We start from the raw sequence: 25,074 nt of genomic DNA on the forward strand, positions 1-25,074 counted from the left end.
GGTCTGAGTCGTTCCCCGCGTTAGGCCTCGAGACATGTTGGATCCAGGTCCGTCTCCGGGCGTTCGCCCCTTGATCAAATCGATGCGTTGGCTCTTGTACGCGGCGAGCGCCCTCGTCTTCCTCGCGGGTTTCCAACTGACGGTGTTCTCGGAGCAGACGGCCACCTATTTCGCTTGGACCGTCTCGCCGCCCATCACCGCGGCGTTCCTCGGTGCGGCGTACTGGGCCGCCGTACCTGTCGAGGTCATCGCCGCACGCCAGAAGACCTGGTCGCACGCGCGCGTCGCGGTCCCGGCGATCTGGCTCTTTACGACACTCACCCTCGTCGTCACCCTCGTCCACTTCGACCGCTTCCACTTCTCCAGCTCCAGCTCGGTCCCGAGCGCCCAAGGCGCGGCGTGGTTCTGGCTCGCGATCTACACAGGCGTGCCAATCGCCATGCTCCTCGTCGGCTGGCTGCAACTTCGCGCGCCGGGAGTCGATCCGCCGGCCGGGCCCGCCCCTCCGAGGTGGATGCGGATCGTGGTCCTCGCCCAAGGCGGCGGCATGCTCGCCTTCGGGTTGGGCCTCCTCGCCGCGCCGACCGACGTCGGCCGGATGTGGCCGTGGGCCCTGACGGCGTTGACCGGACGGGCGATCGGGGCGTGGCTCGTCGGGATTGGCTTCGCCGCGTTCCACGGGGTCCGGGAGAACGACTTCCTCCGCATCCGGCCGCTGGGTGGCGGTTACACGGTCTTCGCGATCTTGGAACTCGTCGCACTCGGTCGGTACTCCGGGGGAGTCGATTGGAGCGGCCCCTCCGGGTGGGTATACCTTGCTTTCCTGTTGAGTATCCTCCCGCTCGGACTGTACGGATGGTTCGGCCACGGTGGCGTCCCCCGGTGGATACGGCGGAAATGAATCCGGGTCGGCAGCTTCCCGATAAACGAGCGATCGCTAGGCCCTAATCGCGCGCGTCATCAGGAAGTCTTGGTGCACGACGTTCCGGTCGAAGTACTGGGCCACGATCCCGTCGTACTCGCGACGGAAGGCGGCCAGGCGCGTGGGATCGTCCTTCAAGGTCTGTATGACCCGGACCATCGGTCCACCGGTCTGCTCCATCATCCGCCGATAGTGCTGGGGGCTCAGGGCCGGCGCGGTTTGCACCCCGCGGTCGAACGTCACGTCGCGGACGGCACTCCCGAGCCTCTGGAGCACGACGTTCGGATCGCCCCACTGGCTCGCGGGAGCGGGCTTCGGGTCCGGGGGCGGAGGCATGTACTGCGCGACGAGCGCGAACACCCGACCGAACATCAATTCCGGAGGCCACGTGTGGAAGGCGATCGTGCCGCCCCGCTTCAGCACGCGGAGCATTTCCTTGACCGCAACTTCGGGACGAGGGGCGAAGATGTGCGCGAACTGGCTCAGCACGACGTCGAACTCGCCGTCTCGGAAGGGCAGGCTCTCCACGTCGCCCTCCTTCCACGCGATGTCGTCGACTTCGGAAATCGCCGCGTTCTCCTTCGCGACCGCGAGGAGTTCCGGCGTCAGGTCGAGGCCCGTGACGACGGCGCCCACGCGCCGCGCCGTGATCGCGACGACGCCGGTCCCGCATCCGACGTCGAGCACCTTCTGTCCCGGCCGGACGTCGGCGAAGTGCACGAGCTTCGCCGCGGTCGGCGTCGTCATCTGAGCGAGCGGCGCGAACGATTTCCACACCTCGCGTTGGGCCATCTTGAACGCTTCGAAGGGATCGGACGTCATGGTTTCGCCCGCGGCAGCGCATTGAGGCGGATAACGCTTCGGGCGCCGTTTGCGAATGGCCCCAAGCCAGCTGGTCGCACCGGACCGGGCGGGCGTTTTATAAAGAGGCTCTGATTTCGAGGCTCAGAGGCCCGAGGCGAGATGAACCTCCGGGGCCTAGTCGCCTTCATGAGTGGTCGTATGAGCGCCCTCGACGGCAAGGTGGCGTTGGTCACAGGCAGTTCGCGCGGCATCGGTGCGGCGATCGCCAAGCTCTTCGCCGAGAGAGGCGCAAGCGTCGCGGTGCACGGCAGAGATGTGGCAGCCCTGTCCGCGGTGCAGGCGGAGATCGAGCGCGCGGGCGGACGCGTGATTCGAGTCGTGGCGGAGACGACCAACTTCGCCGAGATCGAGGCGATGCGTCACCAGATCGAACGAGAGCTTGGGCCCATCGACATCCTGGTCGCGAACGCGGGGGGCAGCCTCACGCCACCCGGGCCGCTCGAAGACACGCCCGAGGAAGGGTGGCACGCGCCGGTCGACGGCAACCTCACCGCGACGTTCCTGACGATCAAGAGCATCCTGCCCGGCATGAAGGAACGGAAGCGCGGAAACATCATCACGATCTCCTCCTCCGCGGGCCGCCGACCCCATCCCCGGTCCCCCATCCCATACGCCGCCGCGAAGGCGGGCATCGAAATCCTCACGCAGGACCTCGCCGCTCAAATCGGCCCGTACGGCATCCGGGCGAACTGCATCGCCCCCGAGACGATCCTCACGGAACGCAACAAGGAGTGGATCACCAAGGCGCAACAGGAGGCACTCATCGAGACGCACCCAGTCCGACGTCTTGGCACGCCCGAGGACGTCGCGCGCGCGGCGCTGTTCCTCGCCTCCGACGAATCGACGTGGATCACCGGCGTCGTCTTGGACGTGACCGGTGGTGCGGTCATGGTGTAGTCGCGCGTGGACCAGCCACTGGCGCCCGATTTGCCCGTTCCTTCGTTTGAAAGTTCCTGTGTCGCATCGACACGGCTTTACATAGGTAGGACGGATGGCGGGCACCATGACGACCGTCCTCTTGCAGACGACGATGGGCGACGTGAAGATCGAGCTCTTCGATGATCGCATGCCGATCACGACAGGGAATTTTCGCAAGCTCGTCGAGACGCACTTCTACGACGGCACGATTTTCCATCGCGTGATCAAGAGCTTCATGATCCAAGGCGGCGACCCCGAGGGCACCGGACATGGCGGACCCGGCTATACGATCAAAGACGAGCTCCCCTCAGACAACCGGAACGCGCGAGGGACGATCTCCATGGCGAACGCAGGACCGAACACGGGCGGGAGCCAGTTCTTCATCAACGTCGTCGACAACGCGCGGCTGGACCGGAAGCATCCCGCGTTCGGCCGGGTCGTGGACGGGATGGAGGTCGTCGACGCGATGAGCCGAGCGCCGACGGACGACCAGGACCGGCCCCGGACGAAGGTCACGATCCGGAAGGCGAGCGTTCTACCGTAGGTTGGGTCTCTTCGGACTCTTGCCGTCGAGAGACAAGGCGACTCTTGGGCGGCGGAATGAGCTACGACTGAGCGTGAAACGCCAGCCATTACCCGAGAGCCGATCGCTTTCGGTCCGCCGAACCGCGTCCAACTGCGTGACATACCTCCGAAAGTTCTATCATCTATGACATGTGTTCACGCCCCCGGGGTAGAGGAGATTCTGCACCGGCTCGGTCTCGACGAAGTCGCCGCCAACTAGTCCGGTCGCGCAATGGGGGAGGAGACCTCGTCCGCGTTCACACTTCACGGCAAGATCATCACGGCTGGACGGGAGCCACTCAAAGGTGCGACCGTGGCGGCGTATGACAGCGACCCACTCATCAATCCGGACGATTTCCTCGGCGAGGCCACGAGCGACGAACGCGGAACCTTCCGAATCGACTTCGACAGTTCGAAGTTCGCGGGATTCCTCGCGGTCCTGGAGGGATCTCCGGACGTTTACCTCATCATGAGGGACGCGCACGGAAAGGAAACGCTCAGGACCTCCGTATGCAAGACCGGAAAGGAAATCGAGTATCACATCAAACTCGGCGATGAGAAACCGCATCCCGACGCCATCGACCCATACGCAGGCAATGCGCGTCGCCTGCTCGCGTACTTGCGGGAGGCGGGCGCGACGATGGGAATCGAGCATCGCTGGAATCTCGACGTCCTTCAGAACCCAAACTTCCCAACCGACATGCAGGACCGGTTGCGCCAGTCGACGGAGGCGTTCGACGACAACCTCGCGAACTTCAACCATCTCATGGCCCTGCTCGATGGCGTCGTCAATCGCGACATGGAGGAGCGCCGGCTGGGCGCAATCGGGTATGACGGCCCACAGGTCCCGCACATACCGCGTCGTGAAGCACACGCAGACGCGATTCAGTGGTCGCGTCGGGAGGGATTTCGATGGGCGTAATTTTCGGCGTCGACGACGTGCCCCGGCGGAACGAGCGGTATGAGGTCGTCTCGGGAGACGTCGTCGACACCGCGGACGTCTGCATCATCGGCTCCGGCGCGGCGGGAGCTGTCCTCGCGAAAGAGCTCGTGGAAGGGGGCCGAAGTGTCGTGCTCCTCGAGCGCGGAGGGTACTACGAAGGACCGGACATGAACCAGAGGGATGTCGACATGATGCCCCTGCTCTGGAAGAACGGCGGCTTCAACTTCGACGACAACTTCCGAATCCCGATCGCCCAGGGGTCATGTCTCGGCGGCTCGACCATCATCAACGACGCGGTTTGCTTCGACCCACCCCTGCGGGTCATCTCCGAGTGGCGGTCCCTCGGCGTCGACTTCACGGACCGGGAATGGAGCGACCACACGGCACGGGTGAACCGCATCCTTCAGGTGACGGACGTGTCCGAGGAGGAGCTGAACCGCAACAATCGCATGGTCCGCCAAGGGGCGAAGGCGATCGGATTGAATGATCATCGGAAGAACCGCCGGAATTGCGTGAACTGTATGCAGTGCGGATTCTGCCATCTCGGCTGTCACTACGAAACCAAGCGGAACGTCCTGGTCACGTACCTGCACGACGCCCTTCAACGGCCCGACGACCCAATCCGCGTCTACTGCAACTGCTACGCGAATCGGATTGTACACGAGGACGGCGTGGTCGAAGGCGTCGAAGGCGAGTTTCGGGACATCGACGGAAATCCACGGTATCGGATCCGGGTGAACGCGAAGCTCACGATTGTGAGCGCCGGGGCGATCGCCTCGAGCAAGCTGCTGTTACAGAACGGCATCGCGCAAGAAACGGCGGGCCGCGGTCTCTGTCTCCACCCAGCCCCGTTCCTCATTGGCGACTTCGACTATGAGATCAAAGGGAATCAGGGCATTCCGATGGCCTACACGATTCACGACTTCGGGGTCACGCGGACTTCGGAGGCCGCCAGGGATTCGTACAACTTCCACGATGGGGAGTTTCTGATCGAAGGCATCTTTCTCCCGCTCGTTCAGCTCTCCATGGCAATCCCCGCCGGCGTGGGGGAACACCGCAAACTGCTCCAGCGGCTCAACAACCTCGCCATGGCCGGGGTCCTCATCCGAGACGCGAACAACGGCCGCGTGTCCCTGACGTCCACGGATCGGGCGAGCGTGCAGTATCGCCTCAGCGACCGGGAGCGGGACGTCACTGCGTTGGGGATCTCGCTCATCGGCAAGATGTGGTTCGCCCTTGGCGCCAAGCGAGTCATCACCCCGCATCGAGACCTGACCGTCGTCGAGCGGGAGGCCGACCTGCCGAAGCTCACGGACTTGATCCGCGGCGCCTCCGACCACCTCCTCCTCGGTTCCGCTCATCCTCAATCCGGGAACCGAATCGGAAGCGATCCACGCGATTCGGTCGTCGACTCCCGGTGCCGCGTCCACGGGTTTCAGAACCTCTTCGTGTGCGATGCGAGCGTCTTCCCGACCTCCGTTGGCGTGAACCCGCAAATCACGGTGATGGCCATCGCGTCGATGACAAGTGCACGGATCCTCCTGGATTGGAGCACGGACTATGCCAGGCTGACCGTCAGCGAGAGTCTCGGCCGCACGGGCTCGCTCACGCAGCCGATGTATTGCGACCGGGCCAACCTCTCGCAGCTGTTCGACACACTGGAGCCTAAACTGGGGACCGAGGTGCTTCCGAATAGCTCGAGCGAGATCGCAGACTCGACGAACTGGTCCTTCGACCCGCACACACTGATGATCGGGAACAATTCTCATTGGAAGGGAATCTTCCCCCGCGACGGGGACGTCGCGAGCACCCTCACGCACTACTTCGGAGGCTTCTGGAAGCGATTCGGACGGGGGCCGACCGGGGTCGAGGGGACGACGCATCCCTACCTGTTTCCCGTGTACGCTCGGAATCGGGCGATCGATTGGGAGACGCCGGAGTTCGGCAAAGCCATCCGGCTCGATTATCCGGATGCTCCCTACTCCTTGTTCCACGACGTGCTCAAGGTCGTGAACCAAGACATCCTCCTGGGAAAGGCCTTCCTGATCGAGCCGAAGCGAGGCCAGGAAGTCTTGACGTTCTGCATGGCCCGCCGGTATCCGCTTGAGTTCATGACGACGGAGGACCACGCCATGCTCTACGACCGGATGACCAAGCCGAACCTCGAGACGATGGTCGGAGTGTGGGACGGGCAGTTGGTATCCGACTCCGCCTGGACGGATCCGCTCTTCCGTTTCCGATATTACTTCGATGGCCCGACCCTCAAAAACGACTACGTGTTCAACCGGACCTTGGCCGGGACCGCGGTGGTGAACGAGGCGGAGGATCACCTCGAGATGCAAGACATCACCGGTGCATTCCACGACGAGATCCGAGAGGTGAATCGGGACCTCATGGTCGGCCGCTACGTATCCCCTAGGGACGGCCTCTTTCGCTGGCTCCCCGATGGTTTAGACTTCCTCCGAATCGACCGGTCCCAGTCGACCGTAACGATTCCGTACGTCCTCAAGAGAATCGGCAGCGCCTCCGCGTTCCGGGAGTATAGCGATTGATGCGCAGCGAGCGAGAAAAGTGACGACCGACCCCGTCGTGTACACGATCGCAGACACCCATCTCGGGCTGCGGGAGCGCGGCTGGGAGCGGAGCAGCGATGCGCCGGCCGTCGTCGCGGGTTTCCTGCGGTGGCTTTCCCGGCTACCTCCCGCGGGGGAGGCCATCCCCGTCTTGGAGCCCGTGGGAATCGGGACTCGAACGCTCAAGCCCCTCACCCATCTGATCCTCTTGGGTGACATCCTCGAGCTCTGGGACGCGGAGAACCAGACCGTCCTCCTGTCGGCCGCTTCCGTCGTGCCGTTCCTCGCCTCGATCCAAGGCCAAATCGTTTACGTGCTCGGAAACCACGACAACATCCTCGAAGAATCCGCCGGAACCTACCCGATCTCGGCGCTCTCGATGAGCGTCGTACCCAACGTCTTCCCGTTGCCCGGCAAAGATGGGATAGTAGAGCCCCTCCAGATCGGTGACCAGTCCTATGTCTTCGTTCACGGCCATCAACTGGACCGACATTTCATGCACGCGGGACGCACGTGGAGATTGCTCGGACATCTACGGCACATCGGCGCCGCCCTGGGGAGTTACGCTTGGGTTTTCTTCGGCCTCATGCTCCTTGCGGTCCTCTCGGTCTTAATCGTGGCGCCGGTCGCGGCTGCCTGGCTTCTGCTCGTGGCGCTCATTCTCTTGTTCACCCCTCGGGCCTATATGACGGTCGGCCGACGCCTTTGGCGTCGTCTCTTCGGCACGCGGTATCGGCGATCGGCCGCACGAGACGGATTCCATCGGTGGTGGAATCGTTTTCGGGAGGAGGTACGGCTGACCGCGTCCCTGGCCGTCGTCTTCGGGCACACCCACGTCTTGGACTGGTTCGAGGTCGACCCTCCACCAAAAGCGCCCGCCGTGCGACCGCAACGCGACCTAGCTGCTGACGCTCCTGAGCGGCGCCGGGAGCAGGCTCACGCGGCCTACAACATCTCGTCCTGGATCTCGGCTGGAGGTGGCTACGAAACGGTCACGTCGGCGACGCTTCTATACGCGGACGCAGAAGGCCCTCTATTCCTCGGCTGGGACTGGAACGCAAAGAAGCCATTTCATATCCCGTTCGAATTCGTCAGCCTTCGACCGACGCGCCGGCTCTCCTCGTCAGAAGCGGAAATCGCGCAACGTCTGGGTTGGCCGGAAAAGCTAATCGAAAAGTGGAGTCGGACGGACGAGAAAGCGCGGACCATATGGTCCGCTCGATCGGAATCCCGAAGGCTCATGCATGTCCAGAAAACCTGAATGAGCCCCCCAAGAGAACCGCCGCGGAACGCTCGACACCGCGCACCGGTTTCCATTCGGCAGTCCAACCGGGTTTCTGACCGCGTGCGGCCCGCCGTGTTTTCCACGGGCGGCATTCCTGCTATTTCTCATGATGGCCACCCCGACCATGACCGTCACGGACACGTCGGGCAAACAGGACGACGTCACCATCGTCGTCCAATGTTTCCCAAGCCCGGGCAGGGGATGGCCTCCCTCCCCACGCACGCGGGGCTGTTCGTACTCGGACCCATGATCGGTCTGCCGGCTCCGAGCTGCGTCTTCCACGCCGCACGGCGGAGCGAATCGACGCATCCCCGCGGGGAATTTGGGCCCCATCACGCGGAAACGCTCTTGACGAGCCGCCCGGACTTCCACACCCGAACGATCGCCTCGGGCGACGTCAGGATCGACAGATCCGCGAGCGGATCCTTCCGAACCGCCAGGATGTCCGCATCGTACCCTGACCGGAGCTGACCCGACTTCGGCGCCTGCGGCCCCAACGTCAGCGGCCCGTTCGCGGTCGCGGCCTCGATCGCCTGCAGGGGTTTCATCCCGGCCTCGATGAGGTGGAGGAACTCCCGCGCGTTCTGGCCCCACGGGGCGATCGTGTCTTCGCCGGTACTCCAGATGTCGGTCCCGAGGGCGATCCGCACGCCTTTCCGGACGGCGAGCTGCAGCGAGCGCTTGTGCTGGTCCCCGAAGGCGACGACCTTGCGGTACGCGTAGTCCGGCACGCCGAATTTCGGACCCTCCTTGAGCAGGCGCTCGATGATGTACCGCGTCGGGACGAGGATGGCGTTCTTCTCGCGCAAGAGGTCCGCGGCCTCGTCGTCGAGGAACGAGCCGTGCTCGATCGTCGCGCACCCGGCCTTCAACGCGGCCATGATGCCCGGCTTGCCGTGGCAGTGCGCCGCGACGGCGCGTTCCGCTCGCGCTGCCTCCCCGACGATCGCCCTCAACTCGTCGTCGGAGAACTGCTGGTGCTCCGGGTGGTCCACCTCGCTCATCACCCCGCCGGACGCGCACAGCTTGATCACCCTCGCGCCGAGACGGAGCTGGTTGCGCACGCCCCGCAAGCACTCGTCGACGCCGTCGCAGATCTGGAAGTAGTGCCCCGATTCGCCGAGCGCATGGATGTACGACGTCGGGAACATGTGCAGGTCGCCGTGGCCCGCGGTGGGGCTGAGCATCGCCCCGCCGCCGTAGATGTGCGGACCGGGGAGCGTTCCCTCGTCGACCACCCGCGCAAGGTGCACGCCGAGGCCGACGAGATCGCGCACGCTGGTGAAGCCGGCCATCAGCCCGGTCTCCGCGTTGTTCATGGCCCGCGCCGCCATGACCGGCAGCGACGTCTTGGCGGTCTCCTCGACGTTCGCGGACCGGATGCCCATCAGGTGGCCGTGGCAATCCCACATCCCCGGCATGACAGTGGGCACGCGATGCACGGGGACATCCTGTGGCGTCTTCGGCGCACCCTCAATCGGCCCGGCGTATGCGATTGTCGGGCCATCGATCACGACGCACCCGTTCCGGATCGGCTCGCCGCGTCCCGGGATCACGAGGTCGGCTTCGATGCGTTCCATGCCCAACGGGAACGCCTCCGTATGAATGAGGATTCTGGGAGCGTTGCACAGCGCGGGTGGCCTTGTTCGCGCTCCGCAATCGAGAGCCGCAACCGCGCCCCGAGGACGATTTGGGCATACGACTATCTACCCGGCACGGGCCATCCCGCGCCTCACGGGGCGGGGATCATGGTGAGGACTTCTGGATTCAATGGCGTGAAGAAAATCGGCATACTTGCGTTCGCATTGGCGGCGGTCGCGGTCCTCACGGCACCGTCCGCCGCCGCGGTCAGTCCGAACCGATACACCGTCACGCCCCTCGTCTCAAACAACGGCGTGCCGGGCACGGTGGTGGACGCGAACCTCGTGAACGCATGGGGTCTCGTCGCCGGCCCAGCGACGCCTTGGTGGGTCGCGGACAACGGCGCGGACCTATCGACGCTCTACAACGCGACCGGGGCGAAGCGCGCCCTCGAAGTCGGCGTTGCGGGTGCTCCGACCGGTCTCGTCTTCAACTGCGATTCGACGAGCTTCCGTGTGGGCAGCAGCAACGCCGGGGCGTTGTTCATCTTCGCGACCGAAGGCGGCACGATTGCCGGCTGGCATCCGTCCCTCGGGACCGTGGCGCAGGTGAAGGTGGACTCCTCCGGCGCGGGCGCGGTCTACAAGGGGCTCGCGATCGCCTCGACCGCGACCGGGCTGCAGCTCTATGCGACCGATTTCGCCAACGCGCGCGTCGATGTGATCAACACGACCTGGGCCGTGCAGACGACGGGCGGATTCGTCGATCCGAGTCTCCCCGCCGGATACGCCCCGTTCGGGATCCAGACGATCGGCACGCGAATCTTCGTCACATACGCGAGGCAAACCCCGGGCTCGAATGACGAGACGGCTGGTCCGAGCCTCGGCTTCGTCGACGCCTACGACACCACCGGGAACCTGCTCGTCCGCGTCGCGCAGCGCGGCCAGCTGAACGCGCCGTGGGGCATTGCGATGGCCCCGGCGAGCTTCGGCTTCTTCGGCGGCGACCTGCTCATCGGAAACTTCGGGGACGGCCACATCAACGCGTACCAAGAACAGGCGGACGGGACCTTCGAGCTGGCCGGTACGCTCCGCACGTCCGACGGACACAGGCTTGCAATCGACGGACTCTGGGCCTTGCAGTTCGGACACGGCGCGACGGCCAACGGCCCGACGGACACGCTGTTCTTCACCGCGGGCCCGAACGACGAGGAGGACGGACTCTTCGGCTCGATCCGAGCCGCGTAGACCAATCGTGGAACCGAGTTCCCGTGCCGGGGTCGGCGAGGCTCGCATTCCGGCAACGAGGCTCGGAGCGCGTTTGGCTTTTCCGTCCATCGGCGGCGCCTTCGGGCCCGTCTGCCGCATTGATACCGCCCGGCTTGGCCCCCCGGTGCTGGGACTCAGCCATGAGAATGAGCGAGGAACCGTTAAGTCATCGAGAGACGACGGGCGGGCGTCGCAGAGCGGAGAGCCGATGGCGGATGTCGTGCAGCTCAAGTCGAAGATCTGCCTCGTCGGCGAGGCGGCGGTCGGGAAGACGTCTCTGATCCGCCGGTTCGTCTTGGACCAGTTCGACGACTCGTACATCCGGACGCTCGGGGCGAAGGTCTCTAAGAAGTCGATGCGCCTCGAGCTTCCGGAGAAGAAAGCCGAGGTCGACATCACGATCGCGATCTGGGACGTCATCGGTCACTCCGGCTTCCGGCAGCTCCTCGGGGACGCGTTCTTCGACGGGGCGCAAGGGATCCTCGCCGTCGCGGACCTGACGCGGCGCGAGACCCTCACGGTCCTGCCGAACTGGGTCGAGGCGGTCGAGGAAGTCTCGGGCACGGTCCCGATCGTCCTCGCAGCGAACAAGGCCGACCTCAAGTCGGAGGCACAGTATGGCGAGACCGAGGTCGCCCCGGTGGCCGCGATCTTGGGGTGCGGTTTCCTCCCGACGTCGGCGAAGACGGGCCTGAACGTCGAAGACGCGTTCCTCCACCTCGGGAAGCTCATCGCGAAGGCGCAACTCCGCGACGCGTGAGCCGCGGTGATTTGATAATCATCCCAGCGAGGTCGAAGACAAAGCGTTAAGGTGGGTCCCAGCGTCCGGCGCTCGGTGTCAATCCCATGCCGCACCGGCCGTTCCACGGCACGGAACCGCGAGGGCTCCTGTCCGTCCTACGCTCCCCTGCCTTCGAGGGCCGATTCGGACGGATGTTCCCGAACCTCCCGGCGTTCCTCCCGCCGGACGACGCGCTCGACGCGCTCGCGCGGGCGATGGTCGAGCCCGAGCCCAAGGAGGGCGAGGACGACACCGCGGGCGACAACCCCGACATCCCTGCGGGCTTCACGTATTTCGGCCAGTTCGTCGACCACGACCTGACGTTCGATCCGACATCGAAGCTCCAGAGGGACAACGACCCGGATGCGCTCGTCGACTTTCGCACGCCCCGCTTTGACCTCGACGCCGTCTACGGGCGGGGCCCGGACGACCAGCCGTTCCTGTACGAAGACGACGGCGTGCACCTCCTGATCGGGAGGAATGAGGCGGGAGAGGACGACCTCCCTCGAAACGCGAAGGGTCGCGCGCTCCTCGGCGACGCCCGGAACGACGAGAACCTGATCGTCTCCCAACTCGCGCTCGGCTTCCTCAAGTATCACAACCGGGTCGTCGAGGCTCCCGCGGTCGCGGACGTGCCGCCGGAACGACGGTTCGACGAGGGCCGCCGGATCGTCCGCTGGCATTACCAGTGGGCCGTCGTCCACGACTTCCTCGGACGGCTCGTCGGGAACGAGGTGATCGACGACATCCTCCGACCCGTGTCATTCAAGGTGCCCGCGGGTGGCGGATCAAGGACGATCAAGACGCTCTCGCCAGCTCTGAAGTTCTTCCATTGGAGGACCCGTCCGTTCATGCCCGTCGAGTTCTCCGTCGCCGCCTATCGGTTCGGGCACAGCATGGTCCGTGGAGAGTACGAGCTGAACGACGACGTGCAAGACGTCCCGATCTTCGCGAAGCCGCCGGCGGAGGACCTCCGGGGCTTCCGGCCCCTCCCGGCGGGGCATGTCATCGAATGGGCGCGGTTCTTCGAGTTTCAGGGCAGCCGCCTCGAGGTCCAGCCGAGCCGGAAGATCGACACGAAGCTCGCATTCGGGCTGAGCATCTTGCCCGAGGCGGTCGCGCGAGGCATCCGCGCGCTCGCGGAACGGGACCTGCGGCGAGGAAAGGCGCTCGGGCTGCCGTCAGGGCAGACCGTCGCTCGGGCGATCGGCCTTTCGGAGGATCTCATCATCCACGCTCGCGACTTGGAGCCCCTGCCGAAGAATCTCGTCCGCGTCTTCGGGGAAGACACGCCCCTATTCTTCTACGTTCTCAAGGAAGCAGAGGTCCTGAGCAAGGGACAGCAGCTCGGCCCGGTCGGCGGCCGGATCGTCGCGGAGGTCCTCATCGGTCTGTTGCGCGGCGACCCGTTCTCGTTCCTCAGCATGCAGCCGAACTGGCGCCCGAAATCGGCCGAGTTCGGCGCACGGAAAGACGGCGAATTCACAGTCGCGGACCTGCTCCGGTTCGCCGGCGTGACGATCGGATGACGATCGACGTCATCTCCTACGACTCATCCGCGGGACCGACCGCGGCCCGAATCGCGGCCTGATTCCGGCTCTCGCGGTACACCAAGAGCGTCATCGCGAACCCGATCGCCATGAGGCCTGCGCCGAGGAGGAACGGCGCGGCCGTGTTCACCTGTTCGAACAGGACGCCCGCGACCAAGGGACCCGGGACGCGCGCGAGGCTGCCGAGCGACTGGGTAATCCCAAGGATCGCGCCCTGCTCGTGCGGAGGCGTTCGCTTCGAGACGAGACTGGGGACGAGTGGGAATGCGATGGCGACTCCCGTCGCGACGACGCCGGTCAGGAGGACGTACGCGTTGACGTTGGCGATCCACGGCACGGCGGCCAGGCCTGCCATCATCGCGACCGTCCCCGTGGCCACGAGCCGCTCTTCCCCTGCACGGCGGGCGAGGCGGCCCGCCGCGGTCCCGACGACGATCTGGATCACGCCGATGTACACGAAGATCAACGCGAGTTCCGTCGTGCCCAGCCCGAAGTACGCGATCCCGAGACTCGGGAACGCGACGGGGATCCCGCTGAATGCGAACGACACGAGGATGAACGTGATCAGGAGCGCACGGATGGCGGGCCGCCGGATCGCATCGCGGAAGCTCGTCCGCCGGCGCGTCCCGTTCCGACGCCGCATATCCGGCGTCAGGGACTCCGGAAGGAGGAGGGCCGCGAGGCCGAAGTTCGATGCCGCGAGGGCGGCCGCGGCGAGCGCGGGCGCCGCAAGGCCAAGTGGAGCGAAGGTCCCGCCGATGACCGGCCCGACCGCGAACCCGACGCCGAAGGCCGCGCCGATCAATCCCATGCCCCGCGGCCGCTCCTGGGGCGTCGTGCGGTCCGCGACGTACGCCTGTGCAACGGAAAGGTTCCCGGACGCAACGCCCGCCAGAATTCGCGCCGTGAAGAGCAGCACGAGGGAGTTCGCGAAGGATAGCGTGAGGTGACCCGCGGTCGAGAGCACGAGGCTTCCGAGGAGGACCGGCCGCCGGCCCACGCGGTCGCTGAGCCGCCCGAGAATCGGCGAGAAGACGAATTGCATCGCGAAGAACGCGGCGATGAGGAGCCCGAGGATCGCCGGACCACCTCCGACTTGCTCCGTGTAGAACGGCAGGAGGGGAATGATGATCCCGAAGCCGATGAGGTCGACGAAGACCGTGAACAGCACGACGAGCAGCGGAGAGCGCTTCAGAGACCCAACCTCGAGAGGCCGTCGAGGACGTCGGTGGGATATATGATTGGCCCTGGCGTCCCCTCCCGAATGCGTCTCCAAGAAATATGGATCTCCTCATACGGTCGACGCGGAAATTGACATGCCGTCAGAGAAGTCGATCACGACCTTGAAGAAAATCTCGATCCGCGACATCGAAGCCGCGAGGAAGCGGCTCGCCGGTCTCGTCCTCCGCACGCCGGTGATCCGGCTCGACGTGGAGGACGCACCCGCCGAAATCCACCTCAAGCTCGAGAACCTCCAGCCGACCGGATCGTTCAAGGTCCGCGGCGCGGGGAACGCGATTTCCCTTCTTACTCCGACGGACCGGAAACGGGGCGTGTACACCTGCAGCGCCGGGAACATGGCGCAGGCTCTCGCGTGGCACGCCCGGCGCCTCGGCATTCCGTGCACGGTCATCGTGCCCGACACCGCGCCGCAGACGAAACTCGCCGGCATTCGGCGGTTCGGCGCAGAGATCGTGCAGCTCTCCTGGGACGAGGTCTGGAAGATCGGGATCACCCGCGTCTACGAACCGCTGAAGGACATGGTCTTCGTCCATCCGTTCAGCGAGTTCGGCATGATCGCGGGCAACGGGACGATCGGCCTCGAGATTCTCGAAGACCTCCCGACGGTCGATGCGGTCGTCGTCCCCTACGGCGGCGGCGGACTGATCGGCGGCATCGCGACGGCGATCAAGGCGCGGCAGCCGAGGACGAAAGTGTACGCATGCGAACCGGAAACGGCCGCGCCGCTCGCGGCCTCCTTCGCGGCGGGCTCTCCGCAAGAGTTCAAGCGGATCCCGAGTTTCGTAGACGGCTCCGGCGCGAGCAGCGTGCTCCCGGAGATGTGGGAATTGAATCGCCCGCTGCTGGCCGGTTCGATCGTCGTCTCCCTCCGCGAGGTCGCGTCCGCGATCAAGCTTCTCGTGGAGAGGCATCACGTCGTCTCGGAAGGTGCGGGCGGCAGTTCCGTCGCGGCCGCGCTCACCGGCAAGGCCGGAAGCGGGCGAGTCGTGGCGGTGGTATCCGGCGGCAACATCGATCCCGCGAAGCTGACGACGATCCTGGACGGCCGGGTCCCGTGAACGTGCACGGGGCGGACCGGCGATGGCCGGCCCAACGCCCTTGTCGCCCGACGTCATCGGGAGCACGATGACGCAGGGAGCAAAGGATAAGGACCGCGCACGGCATGGGACCGCGGACCCGTCGGGGGAGGCGAGCCCATCGTGTTGCATGTGACCTTCGCGACCCGAACGCACGGACCGCTGCAAGAACTAACGGAGCGGCGCGGGCGACTCACGATCGAGGCGTATCCGCTCGGTCGGTACCTCCTGCTGCGCGGACTCGGAGACGTCGATGGCCTCGAGGACGCGCCGGAGATCGTCGCCTCCGGTCGGAAGGTCCTCCACGCGTCCCGCACGAACGGGGAACGCACTCTCCTCCTCGACGGCCACGCGGGAGACGAGGAGGTCATCGCGCGCCTCGCCGACCAGGACGTCCACGTCCTACCGCCGATCCTCTGGCGCCGGGGCGAGGCCCAGCTTTCGCTCCTCGTCGACGAGGCGACGGACCTCGTCACCCTCCAGGCGCGCTTCCCGCAAGCCCGGCTCGTGTCGAAGCGCACTCGAAAGGAAGCAGCGAAGGTCGCGTTGGCGTCGCCGCTCTTCCTCCCGGAGATGACGGAGAAGCAGGCCCGCGCGCTCCTCGCGGCGTCCGACGCCGGCTACTACGAGTTCCCGCGCAACGCGACCACGGAAGAGGTGAGTACGTCCCTGGGCGTCGCGCGCAGCACGTTCGAGCAACACCTGAACCGCGCCGAACATCACGTCGTGAGGGCGATGCTCCCGATGGTGCGGATGCGGGCCGGCCTCCCGCAGGACGAAGCCCTCGAGGTCTACTCGCGATTCAGCCGCGAGCTGGGGCTCTACGTCCGACTCGAGGTCCTCGGGGACGACGTGGCGGCCGTGTCGCTTTCCAAGGAACCGATCCCCGCCTCCGCGGGCGCGGACCATCCATACCTCGCGCGGATCCTCGAGCACATCCGAACGGGGGAGGACGACCTGCGAGACATCCCGCTGCAGTTGGAGCTCTCGCCGTTCGAGCGGGAGGTCCTCGAACTCCTGCGGACGATCCCGCCCGGCGCGACGATCACGTACGGTGAGATCGCGAAGCGGCTCGGGCACCCGAACGCCGCCCGCGCGGTCGGCAACGCGGTCGCCAGGAACCCCGCGCTCATCGTGATCCCGTGCCACCGCGTCGTGCCCGTGTCCGGCCGGCTCGGGAACTACTCGGGTGAAGGCGGCCCGGAGACGAAACGGCGGCTCCTGGAGCGCGAGGGAGCCCGGCTCGCAGTCCCCGGCGTCCCGCGAAATCCGATCAAGGACGCCGTCCGACCGCGGCCGCTCGCCCGATCCGGGACCTGAGCTGCCGGCCGATCACGCCTCCGTCGGCCGGATGCCGCCCGACACGGTGAACGGATGCTCCTCGGCCTCGGACGTCCTGGCCCGCCCTCGCTCGAGCTGAATCAGGAAGACGCGGAGCACGTGCGGGCGCCTTGGCAGGGACCTCGAAGCCTCCGATTCGCGGCACTTCACGAAATCCAGAATCATGTCGAACTCCTCCAGAGAAATCAGATGGGAGCGAGCGCGGACAGGGTCCGGCTCACAGGGACTTGACGAAGCCCCAAATCGCTCCCACGAGGACGAGCGCCCCGGTCATCAAGCCCACGGTCGTGCCGGCCACGGCGACCAGCGCCAAGCCGGCGATCGCCGCGACGATCATCCCGTTCCGAACGTTGCGTTTCGACACGACGTAGCCTATCAGCCCGAGCGCGCCGAACAGCACGAGGAACACGGCCTTCGCGAGGGAGATGCCAAGGATTCGTTCCGCCACCAGGCTGGGCCCGAACGCCACGATGCCCACGAACGCGGCGATGGCCCCTCCGAGGGCGATCAGGACCTGGTAGGCCTGCATCCGCTCGAGCGCGCGCCACTTCGACGCGGCCCGCTCGGACCACGTTCCGGTTTCTGTAGACATGTTTCGTTCACCTCCTAATCCCGGCTGCGCGAGCGTACTTAAGCATCATTGGACGTTGGTCGAACGCGGGGCGGGCGTCGATGGGATGATGTCGCGCGGGCGGACCGAAAAGGAGGACCCTCCCGCACAATCGGCGGGCTGCGGCGCGTCGAAGGACTTATACCTTCCCCTCGATGCCCCGCGGGAGGCCTCGCGACGCCCAGGATCGAGATGGACGGGGCCTTCCCGCTCGCCCTCGACGCGGTGTGGCGGCTTCTCCACGCGCATCTCGACGAGGTCACCCTCCGTGAGATCCATCCGTGGATCCTGAGCGGGCGGGTGGTCCGGGAGGGAGATGCGGTCCGACATGCCAGCTTGACGTTCCCCCGCGAGAAAATCGCGGAGCGAGAGGTGCGGATCCTGGGACGCCGGTCCCGCACGACGTGGACGTACGCAATCGAGCCGCCGTCGCGGTTCGCCTACGAAATCCGATTCGGGAACGGCTCGACGAGCCGCTTCGACAACGCATATGCGGCCGTCCCGACAGGCACGTTCGTCAAGACGGTCGGCGAGATCTCGATCAAGCGCGTGCCGACGTTCCTGGGAATCTGGGCCACCCGGCGACTCCTCGACCGCGCGGACGAGGAAGACCTTGCGTACGCCAAGAGGATGGAGCATCCTGACGACCGAAATCAAAAAGGCTAAGCCGACTCATTCGATAGATGGACCTCGGTGGAATTGATGGCCCAGCAGTGCCCGAAGTGCGGTACGGACAACCGCGACGAATCACGTTTCTGCCTGTATTGCGGCGCGTCGCTCCCGGGCCCGACCCCCGAGGACGCACCACGGCCCGCTGTCACCGCGCCGATGAGCTCGTCCCCGCCGATCCGCGTGGACCCTCCGCCGGCCCTGCGCGAGCACATGCCTGATTTCGTCGGTCTCCTCGGGTTCGCGTTCTTCCTCGTCGTCCTCGGCGTCGTCTTCTACCTGAATCAGAATCTCTTCGCGGACCTTCGAGCGTGGTGGGACCAGACCGTCGCGGGCCAACTCCGGCCTCCGGAGAGGATCATCTCGTCCGCGATCGCGTTCTGGGGGTTGATCGGCGCTGCCGACCTCGTCGTCGCGGCGTTGCGGTGGACGATCCGGCGCACGAAAATCCACACACTGGGCGCGGCCCTTGGAGGCATCGGAATGATCGCGTTCGCGTACTTCCTCTACCGCTACTCCGTGCGCGAACTCAGTGGCTCCCAAGTCGTTTCGTTCGAGGCGGCGGTGATCGGAATCCTGCTGTTCGTCTACATCGGACTCGGGCTGCACTGGACGCGCGCGAAGCGCCGCCTCGCCTACGAGGCCACGGAACTCTCGCCGCGATAGCCTTCAAGGCCGGACGATGCTGAAGGACTCGGATCCGCCGGGCGGGATGAATTGGCTCCCGCACTCGCACGTCCAGACGAGCCCGGTCCTCTCGGCGATGACGAGCCGCGTGACCGTGTAGTCGAACCCGCATATCGTGCACGCGAGTACGACCGATGGCGCGGCCGCCTGTCGCGTCACGACGACCGGCGTTTCCTTCCTTCGAATCCAAGCCCTCAGCTTCGCGAGACGTCCCGGCCCCCCGTGCGCCGACTTCGGCCTGGCGCCCGGAGTCGCGAGAGAGATCCGTGCTTTAACTCGGGGACTTTCGACCACAGTCCTCCACTCCCGCGTTAGCTATTCGTTCGCCACCAGATAAAGGTCCGCGAGCTACTGCGGTCGATAATGAGAACGTGATGCGGTGTCCCGCATCCGATTCGTTCACCGTCACATCGATTGCGTCGGGAAGTGTGCGCGCTCCGAAGGATCCGCGCGGAGCCGATCGAGCGCGTCCTCCAGGACCTCGATAACCCGATCCCTCTCGGAAGCTTGATCCGGGTACTCGCAGCTCCAGCGACGCCAATAGGGCCGCTTGTGGGCGATCTTGTACTTGAGGCCGGACATGAACGTCGCGTAGCTGTCCTCGTCGATCTTCCGCACACGCTGATGCCCGAGGAGATACCAGTGGTAGAGCGTGCCCGGAGGCACTCCGGATCCCGGAGGCGCGGGCCTGCTTCTCCGTTTCACACTCTTGAAAGTGAACTCCCAGCGGTCCGGCGCGACCTTTTGCTCCCGCCAAATGGCATCCGTGTAGCGCCAGGAGTGCGATTCGCCGACCGCCATCCCGCTGTACGATTGCCCGTTGAATTCCTTGAGGTCGTCGAAGGACATGAATCGGACGCCCCACGGACGGCAACATAGAAGGCGTTTCTCCGGGGAGAGATGGGTGAAAGTGACGCGCGAGGGGACCTCCGGACGCGGTCGGATGAGACGGCCGTCCCGGCGTCGACCCAGGGGACCGACCTACCAGGGAAGCCCCAACGCTCCCGCGAGGAACCGGTTGAGCGAATCCATGGACGTGCACGCCTCGATGAACGAATCGAAGAAACGATCGCTCGTGACCTCGGGATCTCGGAACGGGCGCGCCCCCACGAAATCCTTCCGGCGAAGGTCCTGGATGAGAGGATGGTTCGGGTCGATGCCCGACGGCGGTCGCTTCAGCGATTCGCCCTCGAGTCGCACCTTGCTCCGGAGGACGTCCTTCCAGCGGTCCGGCTCGTCGAGGATGCGGCCTCGGATCTTCGCGAGCGTCGGCGGTTCCGGATGCCATACGCCGGAGTAAGCGGCGCTCTCGCCGGGTCCCAGGTGCAGGAAGAATCCGGGCGTCATGTGCTCGGGTCCCACCGCCTTCGCGTGCCAGAAGTGGATCCCGACGTGCGTCTTGTACGGGCGCTTGTCCGGGGAGAAACGGATATCCCGATAGATCCGCGAGAGAGATCCACCGAACGGCCGCGCGTCGCCGACGAGGTACGGGCTGAGCCTCTGCAAACGCGCGCTGGCATCCTTGATGAATCGGACTGCGGGCTCCTGGACGACCTTCTCATACCGCTCCTTGTTCGCCGTGAACCACGGTTTGTTGTTGTTCTTTCCCAGCTCGCGGAAGAATTCCATGAATTCCGACGTGAAGTACCGCACGCGTTCGGCCATCCCGAGGTCCCCCGACTCCCTGCCTCACAGAATGCAGCGGTCCCGGTTCAACGTTCGGGCGGCGGACCGTCCCGTCGTGAGGAAATTTCGCCCGGTGAGAACGGGAGGCAAGCTTGCTTAAGGCGCCACCGCGAGTCGTCTTTGATGGCCGCGCAGATGACACGGGCCAAAGCCGACGACCCGCTCCAAATGCTCGTCGTCTCCCCCCCGGAGGGCGTCGCCGAACGCCTGCGCGCCGCCCTCGCACCGATTCGACAGGTCCCCGGGTTCGTCTCCGCCGTCGTCACGCGCCGAGACGGCCTTGTGATCCATCACACCTTCAAGACGGCACGCGACGCCGCCGGCCTGAGCGCCATGGCCGCCGCGATGATCGGCGCCGCGCGCTCGACCGGCCTGGAACTCCGCAAGGGCTTGCCGGAATACGGGTTCTTCCGATTCCAAGAGGGCGTCCTCCTGATTCGAGACGCCGGGCCCGCGGCGCTCCTCGCCTGTTTGCTCGAGACGGATGCGAACATCGGCTATGCGATCGCCAAACTCACGCGCGTTTCCCAGCTCGTGCAAGAGACGCTTGAGGAACTCTGAGATGAGACGATGATCCACCGATTCACGTTGTCGGACGAACAGAGCCGCGCGGAATTCCAGCAGGTCTCGAAGGACCTCCTCGAGCACAACGCGACCCAGGGCGTGAACTACTGGGCCGGCTCGCCATTCCCGACGATGCTCATCTGGGCCGGCCGGGTCTTCGACTTCCTCCGCGTGATGGAGGAGATCGTCGGATTCTATCCGGCGCGGCGGCAGAGCTACCTCGTCGGGTACCGCTCGGGAAGCGACGGCGCCGCGGTCACCCAGTCGCTCCTGAAGTCGACCCCGGACAAGGCGGAGCGGGCTCGGCTCCTGGGCCGGGGCAACTCGATCCTCGCAGGGGCCGGATGGGGCCGGTGCGCGATCGAGTACGACGAGGACGCGAAGAAGGTGCGATGGGAATTCCCCGAGGGCACGGCGATCGGACTCGCCGCCCACCTCGAAGGGGTCCGCGGCAAGCCGGCGTGTCCGTTCATGGCGGGATTCGTGGCCGGCTGGACGAACCGCTCCCTTGGGACCCAGTTGGAGTTCGACGAGACGGCGTGTGTCGGGCGGGGGGACAAGCACTGCATATTCGAATCAGTCGAATTCCTGCGGCCGAAAGACGAGTACATCGAGTGAGCGGCCTCAGCCCAGGGGCCGGAACTTGTATCCGTAGTGGATCACGCCGGCCTCGCCTTCCTGACCGAGCTTCCGGAACGACGCCTGGACCTTCATCCCGATCTTGACGTCCTCGAGTTTCGCGTCGATCACCTGGGACGTGAGCCGTACGCCCTCTTCCATCTCGACGATCGCCATCACGTACGGCTTCTGCAGCTCGAACTGCGCCGGCGCGTCGTGAATCACGGTGTACGTGACGACGGTCCCTCGGCCCGTCAGCTTGACCCGCTGCATCCGTCCGACGGACTTGCGGCCGCAATCCGGGCACACGGCCCGGGGAGGGAAGTCGACCTTCCCGCAATGCCCGCATTTCGTGCCGATCAGGTTGTAGCGGCTCGGGACTTCACGCCAGAACCGAGGGATGGACATCTCAGTCCCCTCGCTCGAAGAGGTGGACGACCGCCGTGGCGCCGGTGCCGCCCAGAGTGTGCGTGAGGCCGCGACGCGCCCCGACGACCTGCCTCTTGCCCGCCTCGCCGCGCAGCTGGTGGACGATCTCGACGGCCTGCGCGACTCCCGTCGCGCCGACCGGCTGGCCGCGCGCCTTCAATCCGCCCGACGTGTTCACGGAAACCTTGCCGTTCAGCGCCGTGACGCCGTCCATGGTCGCGGGGCCGCCCTTCCCCTTTTCGACGAACCGCAGGTCCTCGATCGCGAGGATCTCCGATATCGTGAAATTGTCGTGGACCTCCGCGACTTGGATGTCCTTCGGCGTGAGCTTCGCCTGATCGAACGCCCGCTTGCCCGCGACGACGGTCGCGTCCATCGTCGTCAGGTCCCGCCGGTCATGGAGGGCGAGGAAGTCGCTCGCCTGCCCGGACCCGCGTAGGACGATCGGCGTGTCGGTGAACTTGCGGGCCTTCTCCGCCGCGCACAGCACGACCGCCGCGGCGCCGTCGCTGAGCGGGGCGCAGTCGAACAGCCCGAGCGGCTCCGCGACCCAGGGGCTCTGCAGGACGGCGTCCATCGTGATCTCCTTCTGGAACTGCGCTTCCGGGTTGAGCGCGCCGTTCTTGTGATTCTTCACCGCGACGGAGGCCATGTGCTCGCGCGTCGTGCCGTAGTCGTACATGTGGCGGCGGGCCATCATCGCGTACAGCCCGGCGAACGTCGCGCCGAAGACGCTCTCCCACTCTTGGTCCGCGGTCGACGACAGGATCTCCGCGGCCTGGACCTCCCCGACGTCCGTCATCTTCTCCGCGCCCCCCACCACGACAATGTCGTACATGCCCGACGCAATCGCGAGGCGCGCTTGGAAGAGCGCGATGGCCCCGCACGCCCCGCCTCCCTCGACGCGCACGGTCGGGAGGTGCCGGTCCGCGAGGCCCGAGTAGTCCGCGACGAGGGCGGACACGTGCTCCTGGTCGATGAACTTCCCCGCGGACATGTTGCCAATGTACACGGCGTCGATGTCCTCCGAGCGGAGCTTCGCGTCCTGGATCGCCTTCAGGCCCGCCTCGATCCCCAGGTCTCGGAAGGAACGGTCCCACAGCTCGCCGAATTCCGTCTCGCCGACGCCGATGACGGCGACGCCCCGCACCGGTTCATGCCTCCCGCATCAGGATCTTGCCGCGGTACTTCGCGTACGTCGAGTACTCGATGAACACGTGGTCCTCGATCTGCGCCTTGACCGTCGGCGTCGCCTCCCGCCGGATGCGCGCGATCTCGTCCGTCACCGTGATATCGAACCCGTCGGAGCCGGCGCCGCTCCCGTATCCGACGGCAAAGATGCGGTCGCCGGATTCGGCCTCGTCCAAGATGGCACAGAGGCCGACCATGATCGCTCCGCTGTACGTGTTCCCGATTTCCCGCACGCACAGGCCCGCGTCGATCTGGGCGTCCTTGAAGCCGAGTTGCTTCGCCACGCGGACCGGGAACTTCCCGTTCGGCTGGTGGAACACGGCGTAGTCGTAGTCCTCGGCCGTCGTGCCGGCCCGCTTGAAGAGGAGCTGCGCGCAGCTCATCACGTGCTTGAAGTACGCGGGTTCGCCGGTGAACCGGCCGCCGTGGCTCGGATATCGCTGGCCCTCCCGCCTCCAGAAGTCCGGCGTGTCGGTCGTGTACGAGACCGTGTGATCGATGTCCGCGATCGTCCGGTCCGTGCCGATCAGGAACGCCGCGCCGCCGGCGGACGCGCTGTATTCGAGCGCATCGCCCGGCGCGCCTTGGCTTGTGTCGGAGCCGACCGCCAGCCCGTACTTCATCATCTTCGAGAGGGTGAGGCCCATCGTCGTCTGCATCGCGGCGGTCCCGGCCTTGCACGCGAACTCGAAATCGGCCGCCGTCAGGACGGGGGCGGAACCGATCGCCTCGGCGACGATCGTGGCCGTCGGCTTGACGGCGTACGGATGCGATTCCGACCCGACGTAAATGGCGCCGATCTCCGTGGGGTCGATGTCCACCTTCGCCATGCACGCCCGCGAGGCCTCGACGGAGATCGTGATGACGTCCTCGTCCGGGCCGGGCACGCTCTTCGCGCGGATGTTGAGCCCGCGGCCCATCGCCTCGCCGTCGGCGCCCCACACCGCCCCGATGTCCTTCGGCCGAATCCGGAAGCGCGGGATGTACGCGCCGTAGCTGACGATGCCCGCCTTCATGCGATCCGCTCCAGTCTCGAGATCAGCTCGGGCTGATCGAGGTCCGTCCGGGCGAGGATGATGTTCTCCAGCTCCGCGAGCCGGACCGCGAGTTCGTCGATGTTCTCCGGCTGGACGTAGACGACCATCGCCGGCTTCAGCGGATGGGCCTTGATCGCGATCATCGGCGATCGCCCGTATTTGACCTCAGTGAAGAGCAGCGCCCTCTCGCTCGACGCCCCGTAGATGCGCAGCGCGTCGCTCGCGTCGAGGGTCGTGATCGCCTTGATCGAGTGGATGACCGTATACCCGTTCACGAGCCGCCGAGTGTTCAGTTTCTGCGTGAGGAGCTTGCCGTCGATCTTGCGGAGGAAGTCCGCGGCGCGCACGCCGACGGCCCAGTCCCGCATCGACGGGATGACGTCGGAATATTCCTGGAAGCGCTTCGAGAGCCGCTGCCCCGACTGCTGGTCGATGTCCAGGAGGGCCTCGACGAGCCGGCGGATCGTCTTGATCCCGGGAGACTCCCGCCGTCCCGCCTCGTAGTCGCTGATGACGCTGGGCGAGACGCGCATGTGGTTCGCTAGATCCGTCTGAGAGATGTGCAGCTCCTCGCGCCACTTCCGCATCGTCTTGCCCGGCTGGTCCGACAAGGCGATCTCGCCCGCGATCTTCTCGCGGAGCGGGAACTGCATGCCCGAGCGACACATGGAGGGC

General features: G+C 65.8%; 27 protein-coding genes. 15 read left to right on the forward strand and 12 right to left on the reverse strand.

Going from position 1 to position 25,074, the window contains the following annotated elements; translation table 11 throughout:
* Nucleotides 1-82: 82 nt before the first annotated feature.
* Nucleotides 83-901, forward strand: coding sequence for a hypothetical protein (locus VF992_05110; protein HEX9340534.1), 819 nt, complete (start codon nt 83-85; stop codon nt 899-901).
* Between the two features lie 36 nt (nt 902-937).
* Here VF992_05110 and VF992_05115 read toward each other — a convergent pair whose 3' ends face one another.
* On the reverse strand, nt 938-1,744 hold the full coding sequence (locus tag VF992_05115; protein HEX9340535.1) for a class I SAM-dependent methyltransferase: 807 nt from the start codon (nt 1,742-1,744) through the stop codon (nt 938-940).
* Nucleotides 1,745-1,924: 180 nt separating this feature from the next.
* Here VF992_05115 and VF992_05120 point away from each other — a divergent pair, with 180 nt between their 5' ends.
* The 5 genes from VF992_05120 (at nt 1,925) to VF992_05140 (ending at nt 8,045) form a co-directional block, all read left to right on the forward strand.
* Nucleotides 1,925-2,683: an SDR family NAD(P)-dependent oxidoreductase gene (locus VF992_05120; GenBank protein ID HEX9340536.1), complete on the forward strand. Its 759-nt coding sequence runs from the start codon at nt 1,925-1,927 to the stop codon at nt 2,681-2,683.
* A 106-nt stretch (nt 2,684-2,789) separates the two neighbouring features.
* Nucleotides 2,790-3,248, forward strand: coding sequence for a peptidylprolyl isomerase (locus VF992_05125; GenBank protein HEX9340537.1), 459 nt, complete (start codon nt 2,790-2,792; stop codon nt 3,246-3,248).
* A 252-nt stretch (nt 3,249-3,500) separates the two neighbouring features.
* Nucleotides 3,501-4,190, forward strand: a complete 690-nt coding sequence (locus VF992_05130; GenBank protein ID HEX9340538.1) for a hypothetical protein — start codon at nt 3,501-3,503, stop codon at nt 4,188-4,190.
* Nucleotides 4,181-6,763: a GMC family oxidoreductase gene (locus VF992_05135; GenBank protein ID HEX9340539.1), complete on the forward strand. Its 2,583-nt coding sequence runs from the start codon at nt 4,181-4,183 to the stop codon at nt 6,761-6,763. The genes VF992_05130 and VF992_05135 overlap by 10 nt, the downstream gene beginning before the upstream one ends.
* Nucleotides 6,764-6,782: 19 nt before the next feature.
* Nucleotides 6,783-8,045, forward strand: a complete 1,263-nt coding sequence (locus tag VF992_05140) for a metallophosphoesterase (GenBank protein ID HEX9340540.1) — start codon at nt 6,783-6,785, stop codon at nt 8,043-8,045.
* Nucleotides 8,046-8,401: 356 nt separating this feature from the next.
* On the opposite strand, the gene VF992_05145 is transcribed toward VF992_05140, so the two are convergent.
* The gene (locus VF992_05145; GenBank protein ID HEX9340541.1) at nt 8,402-9,649 is read right to left on the reverse strand and encodes an amidohydrolase family protein; all 1,248 of its coding nucleotides are present in this window, start codon (nt 9,647-9,649) and stop codon (nt 8,402-8,404) included.
* 195 nt (nt 9,650-9,844) lie between these two features.
* On the opposite strand from VF992_05145, the gene VF992_05150 reads away from it, so the two are divergent.
* From VF992_05150 to VF992_05160, 3 genes are all read left to right on the forward strand, one after another.
* A complete protein-coding gene (locus VF992_05150) occupies nt 9,845-10,897 on the forward strand; it encodes a TIGR03118 family protein (GenBank protein ID HEX9340542.1) in 1,053 nt (350 codons plus the stop codon).
* 229 nt (nt 10,898-11,126) lie between these two features.
* A complete protein-coding gene (locus VF992_05155; GenBank protein HEX9340543.1) occupies nt 11,127-11,678 on the forward strand; it encodes a Rab family GTPase in 552 nt (183 codons plus the stop codon).
* Between the two features lie 86 nt (nt 11,679-11,764).
* On the forward strand, nt 11,765-13,228 hold the full coding sequence (locus VF992_05160) for a heme peroxidase family protein (GenBank protein HEX9340544.1): 1,464 nt from the start codon (nt 11,765-11,767) through the stop codon (nt 13,226-13,228).
* Nucleotides 13,229-13,244: 16 nt separating this feature from the next.
* On the opposite strand, the gene VF992_05165 is transcribed toward VF992_05160, so the two are convergent.
* Nucleotides 13,245-14,525: an MFS transporter gene (locus tag VF992_05165; protein ID HEX9340545.1), complete on the reverse strand. Its 1,281-nt coding sequence runs from the start codon at nt 14,523-14,525 to the stop codon at nt 13,245-13,247.
* Nucleotides 14,526-14,565: 40 nt separating this feature from the next.
* On the opposite strand from VF992_05165, the gene VF992_05170 reads away from it, so the two are divergent.
* Together VF992_05170 and VF992_05175 are read left to right on the forward strand one after the other, a co-directional pair.
* Nucleotides 14,566-15,549, forward strand: a complete 984-nt coding sequence (locus tag VF992_05170; GenBank protein HEX9340546.1) for a threonine/serine dehydratase — start codon at nt 14,566-14,568, stop codon at nt 15,547-15,549.
* Between the two features lie 141 nt (nt 15,550-15,690).
* On the forward strand, nt 15,691-16,887 hold the full coding sequence (locus tag VF992_05175) for a methylated-DNA--[protein]-cysteine S-methyltransferase (GenBank protein HEX9340547.1): 1,197 nt from the start codon (nt 15,691-15,693) through the stop codon (nt 16,885-16,887).
* 12 nt (nt 16,888-16,899) lie between these two features.
* Here the strand turns inward: VF992_05175 and VF992_05180 are convergent, their stop codons facing one another.
* A complete protein-coding gene (locus tag VF992_05180) occupies nt 16,900-17,073 on the reverse strand; it encodes a hypothetical protein (protein HEX9340548.1) in 174 nt (57 codons plus the stop codon).
* Between the two features lie 52 nt (nt 17,074-17,125).
* Nucleotides 17,126-17,500 carry a hypothetical protein gene (locus tag VF992_05185; GenBank protein ID HEX9340549.1) on the reverse strand — a complete coding sequence of 125 codons (375 nt, stop codon included), beginning with the start codon at nt 17,498-17,500 and terminating at the stop codon, nt 17,126-17,128.
* A gap of 210 nt (nt 17,501-17,710) precedes the next feature.
* Here VF992_05185 and VF992_05190 point away from each other — a divergent pair, with 210 nt between their 5' ends.
* Together VF992_05190 and VF992_05195 are read left to right on the forward strand one after the other, a co-directional pair.
* Complete coding sequence (locus VF992_05190) at nt 17,711-18,184, forward strand: hypothetical protein (protein HEX9340550.1); 474 nt, start codon at nt 17,711-17,713, stop codon at nt 18,182-18,184.
* Between the two features lie 36 nt (nt 18,185-18,220).
* Nucleotides 18,221-18,853, forward strand: coding sequence for a zinc ribbon domain-containing protein (locus VF992_05195; GenBank protein HEX9340551.1), 633 nt, complete (start codon nt 18,221-18,223; stop codon nt 18,851-18,853).
* Nucleotides 18,854-18,856: 3 nt separating this feature from the next.
* Here VF992_05195 and VF992_05200 read toward each other — a convergent pair whose 3' ends face one another.
* The 3 genes from VF992_05200 to VF992_05210 form a co-directional block, all read right to left on the reverse strand.
* The gene (locus tag VF992_05200) at nt 18,857-19,033 is read right to left on the reverse strand and encodes a hypothetical protein (GenBank protein ID HEX9340552.1); all 177 of its coding nucleotides are present in this window, start codon (nt 19,031-19,033) and stop codon (nt 18,857-18,859) included.
* 246 nt (nt 19,034-19,279) lie between these two features.
* Nucleotides 19,280-19,723 (reverse strand): hypothetical protein, encoded by a 444-nt coding sequence (locus VF992_05205; GenBank protein HEX9340553.1) that lies wholly within the window; start codon nt 19,721-19,723, stop codon nt 19,280-19,282.
* A gap of 132 nt (nt 19,724-19,855) precedes the next feature.
* Nucleotides 19,856-20,539, reverse strand: a complete 684-nt coding sequence (locus tag VF992_05210) for a TIGR02453 family protein (protein ID HEX9340554.1) — start codon at nt 20,537-20,539, stop codon at nt 19,856-19,858.
* Between the two features lie 144 nt (nt 20,540-20,683).
* Between VF992_05210 and VF992_05215 the strand changes: the two genes are divergently transcribed.
* Both VF992_05215 and VF992_05220 read left to right on the forward strand, forming a co-directional pair.
* Nucleotides 20,684-21,121, forward strand: coding sequence for a roadblock/LC7 domain-containing protein (locus VF992_05215; GenBank protein HEX9340555.1), 438 nt, complete (start codon nt 20,684-20,686; stop codon nt 21,119-21,121).
* 9 nt (nt 21,122-21,130) lie between these two features.
* Nucleotides 21,131-21,742 carry a 4-vinyl reductase gene (locus tag VF992_05220; protein HEX9340556.1) on the forward strand — a complete coding sequence of 204 codons (612 nt, stop codon included), beginning with the start codon at nt 21,131-21,133 and terminating at the stop codon, nt 21,740-21,742.
* Nucleotides 21,743-21,748: 6 nt separating this feature from the next.
* Here VF992_05220 and VF992_05225 read toward each other — a convergent pair whose 3' ends face one another.
* The 4 genes from VF992_05225 to VF992_05240 are packed head-to-tail and all read right to left on the reverse strand — an operon-like array spanning nt 21,749 to nt 25,052.
* Complete coding sequence (locus VF992_05225; GenBank protein HEX9340557.1) at nt 21,749-22,150, reverse strand: Zn-ribbon domain-containing OB-fold protein; 402 nt, start codon at nt 22,148-22,150, stop codon at nt 21,749-21,751.
* 1 nt (nt 22,151) lies between these two features.
* Nucleotides 22,152-23,321 (reverse strand): thiolase domain-containing protein, encoded by a 1,170-nt coding sequence (locus VF992_05230; GenBank protein ID HEX9340558.1) that lies wholly within the window; start codon nt 23,319-23,321, stop codon nt 22,152-22,154.
* Between the two features lie 4 nt (nt 23,322-23,325).
* Nucleotides 23,326-24,378 carry a hydroxymethylglutaryl-CoA synthase gene (locus VF992_05235; GenBank protein HEX9340559.1) on the reverse strand — a complete coding sequence of 351 codons (1,053 nt, stop codon included), beginning with the start codon at nt 24,376-24,378 and terminating at the stop codon, nt 23,326-23,328.
* Nucleotides 24,375-25,052 carry a helix-turn-helix domain-containing protein gene (locus VF992_05240; GenBank protein ID HEX9340560.1) on the reverse strand — a complete coding sequence of 226 codons (678 nt, stop codon included), beginning with the start codon at nt 25,050-25,052 and terminating at the stop codon, nt 24,375-24,377. The genes VF992_05235 and VF992_05240 overlap by 4 nt, the downstream gene beginning before the upstream one ends.
* Nucleotides 25,053-25,074 lie beyond the last annotated feature (22 nt).

This window comes from Thermoplasmata archaeon, from assembly GCA_036395115.1.
Lineage (GTDB): Archaea > Thermoplasmatota > Thermoplasmata > RBG-16-68-12 > RBG-16-68-12 > RBG-16-68-12.

Bases quoted from the DNA above. Each gene is read 5' to 3' on its own strand.
- VF992_05110 (HEX9340534.1), top strand. From the start codon at position 83: ATGCGTTGGCTCTTGTACGCGGCGAGCGCCCTCGTCTTCCTCGCGGGT.
- VF992_05115 (HEX9340535.1), bottom strand. From the start codon at position 1,744: ATGACGTCCGATCCCTTCGAAGCGTTCAAGATGGCCCAACGCGAGGTG.
- VF992_05120 (HEX9340536.1), top strand. From the start codon at position 1,925: ATGAGCGCCCTCGACGGCAAGGTGGCGTTGGTCACAGGCAGTTCGCGC.
- VF992_05125 (HEX9340537.1), top strand. From the start codon at position 2,790: ATGACGACCGTCCTCTTGCAGACGACGATGGGCGACGTGAAGATCGAG.
- VF992_05130 (HEX9340538.1), top strand. From the start codon at position 3,501: ATGGGGGAGGAGACCTCGTCCGCGTTCACACTTCACGGCAAGATCATC.
- VF992_05135 (HEX9340539.1), top strand. From the start codon at position 4,181: ATGGGCGTAATTTTCGGCGTCGACGACGTGCCCCGGCGGAACGAGCGG.
- VF992_05145 (HEX9340541.1), bottom strand. From the start codon at position 9,649: ATGGAACGCATCGAAGCCGACCTCGTGATCCCGGGACGCGGCGAGCCG.
- VF992_05155 (HEX9340543.1), top strand. From the start codon at position 11,127: ATGGCGGATGTCGTGCAGCTCAAGTCGAAGATCTGCCTCGTCGGCGAG.
- VF992_05160 (HEX9340544.1), top strand. From the start codon at position 11,765: ATGCCGCACCGGCCGTTCCACGGCACGGAACCGCGAGGGCTCCTGTCC.
- VF992_05170 (HEX9340546.1), top strand. From the start codon at position 14,566: ATGCCGTCAGAGAAGTCGATCACGACCTTGAAGAAAATCTCGATCCGC.
- VF992_05180 (HEX9340548.1), bottom strand. From the start codon at position 17,073: ATGATTCTGGATTTCGTGAAGTGCCGCGAATCGGAGGCTTCGAGGTCC.
- VF992_05185 (HEX9340549.1), bottom strand. From the start codon at position 17,500: ATGTCTACAGAAACCGGAACGTGGTCCGAGCGGGCCGCGTCGAAGTGG.
- VF992_05190 (HEX9340550.1), top strand. From the start codon at position 17,711: ATGGACGGGGCCTTCCCGCTCGCCCTCGACGCGGTGTGGCGGCTTCTC.
- VF992_05195 (HEX9340551.1), top strand. From the start codon at position 18,221: ATGGCCCAGCAGTGCCCGAAGTGCGGTACGGACAACCGCGACGAATCA.
- VF992_05205 (HEX9340553.1), bottom strand. From the start codon at position 19,723: ATGTCCTTCGACGACCTCAAGGAATTCAACGGGCAATCGTACAGCGGG.
- VF992_05210 (HEX9340554.1), bottom strand. From the start codon at position 20,539: ATGGCCGAACGCGTGCGGTACTTCACGTCGGAATTCATGGAATTCTTC.
- VF992_05215 (HEX9340555.1), top strand. From the start codon at position 20,684: ATGGCCGCGCAGATGACACGGGCCAAAGCCGACGACCCGCTCCAAATG.
- VF992_05220 (HEX9340556.1), top strand. From the start codon at position 21,131: ATGATCCACCGATTCACGTTGTCGGACGAACAGAGCCGCGCGGAATTC.
- VF992_05225 (HEX9340557.1), bottom strand. From the start codon at position 22,150: ATGTCCATCCCTCGGTTCTGGCGTGAAGTCCCGAGCCGCTACAACCTG.
- VF992_05235 (HEX9340559.1), bottom strand. From the start codon at position 24,378: ATGAAGGCGGGCATCGTCAGCTACGGCGCGTACATCCCGCGCTTCCGG.
- VF992_05240 (HEX9340560.1), bottom strand. From the start codon at position 25,052: ATGCAGTTCCCGCTCCGCGAGAAGATCGCGGGCGAGATCGCCTTGTCG.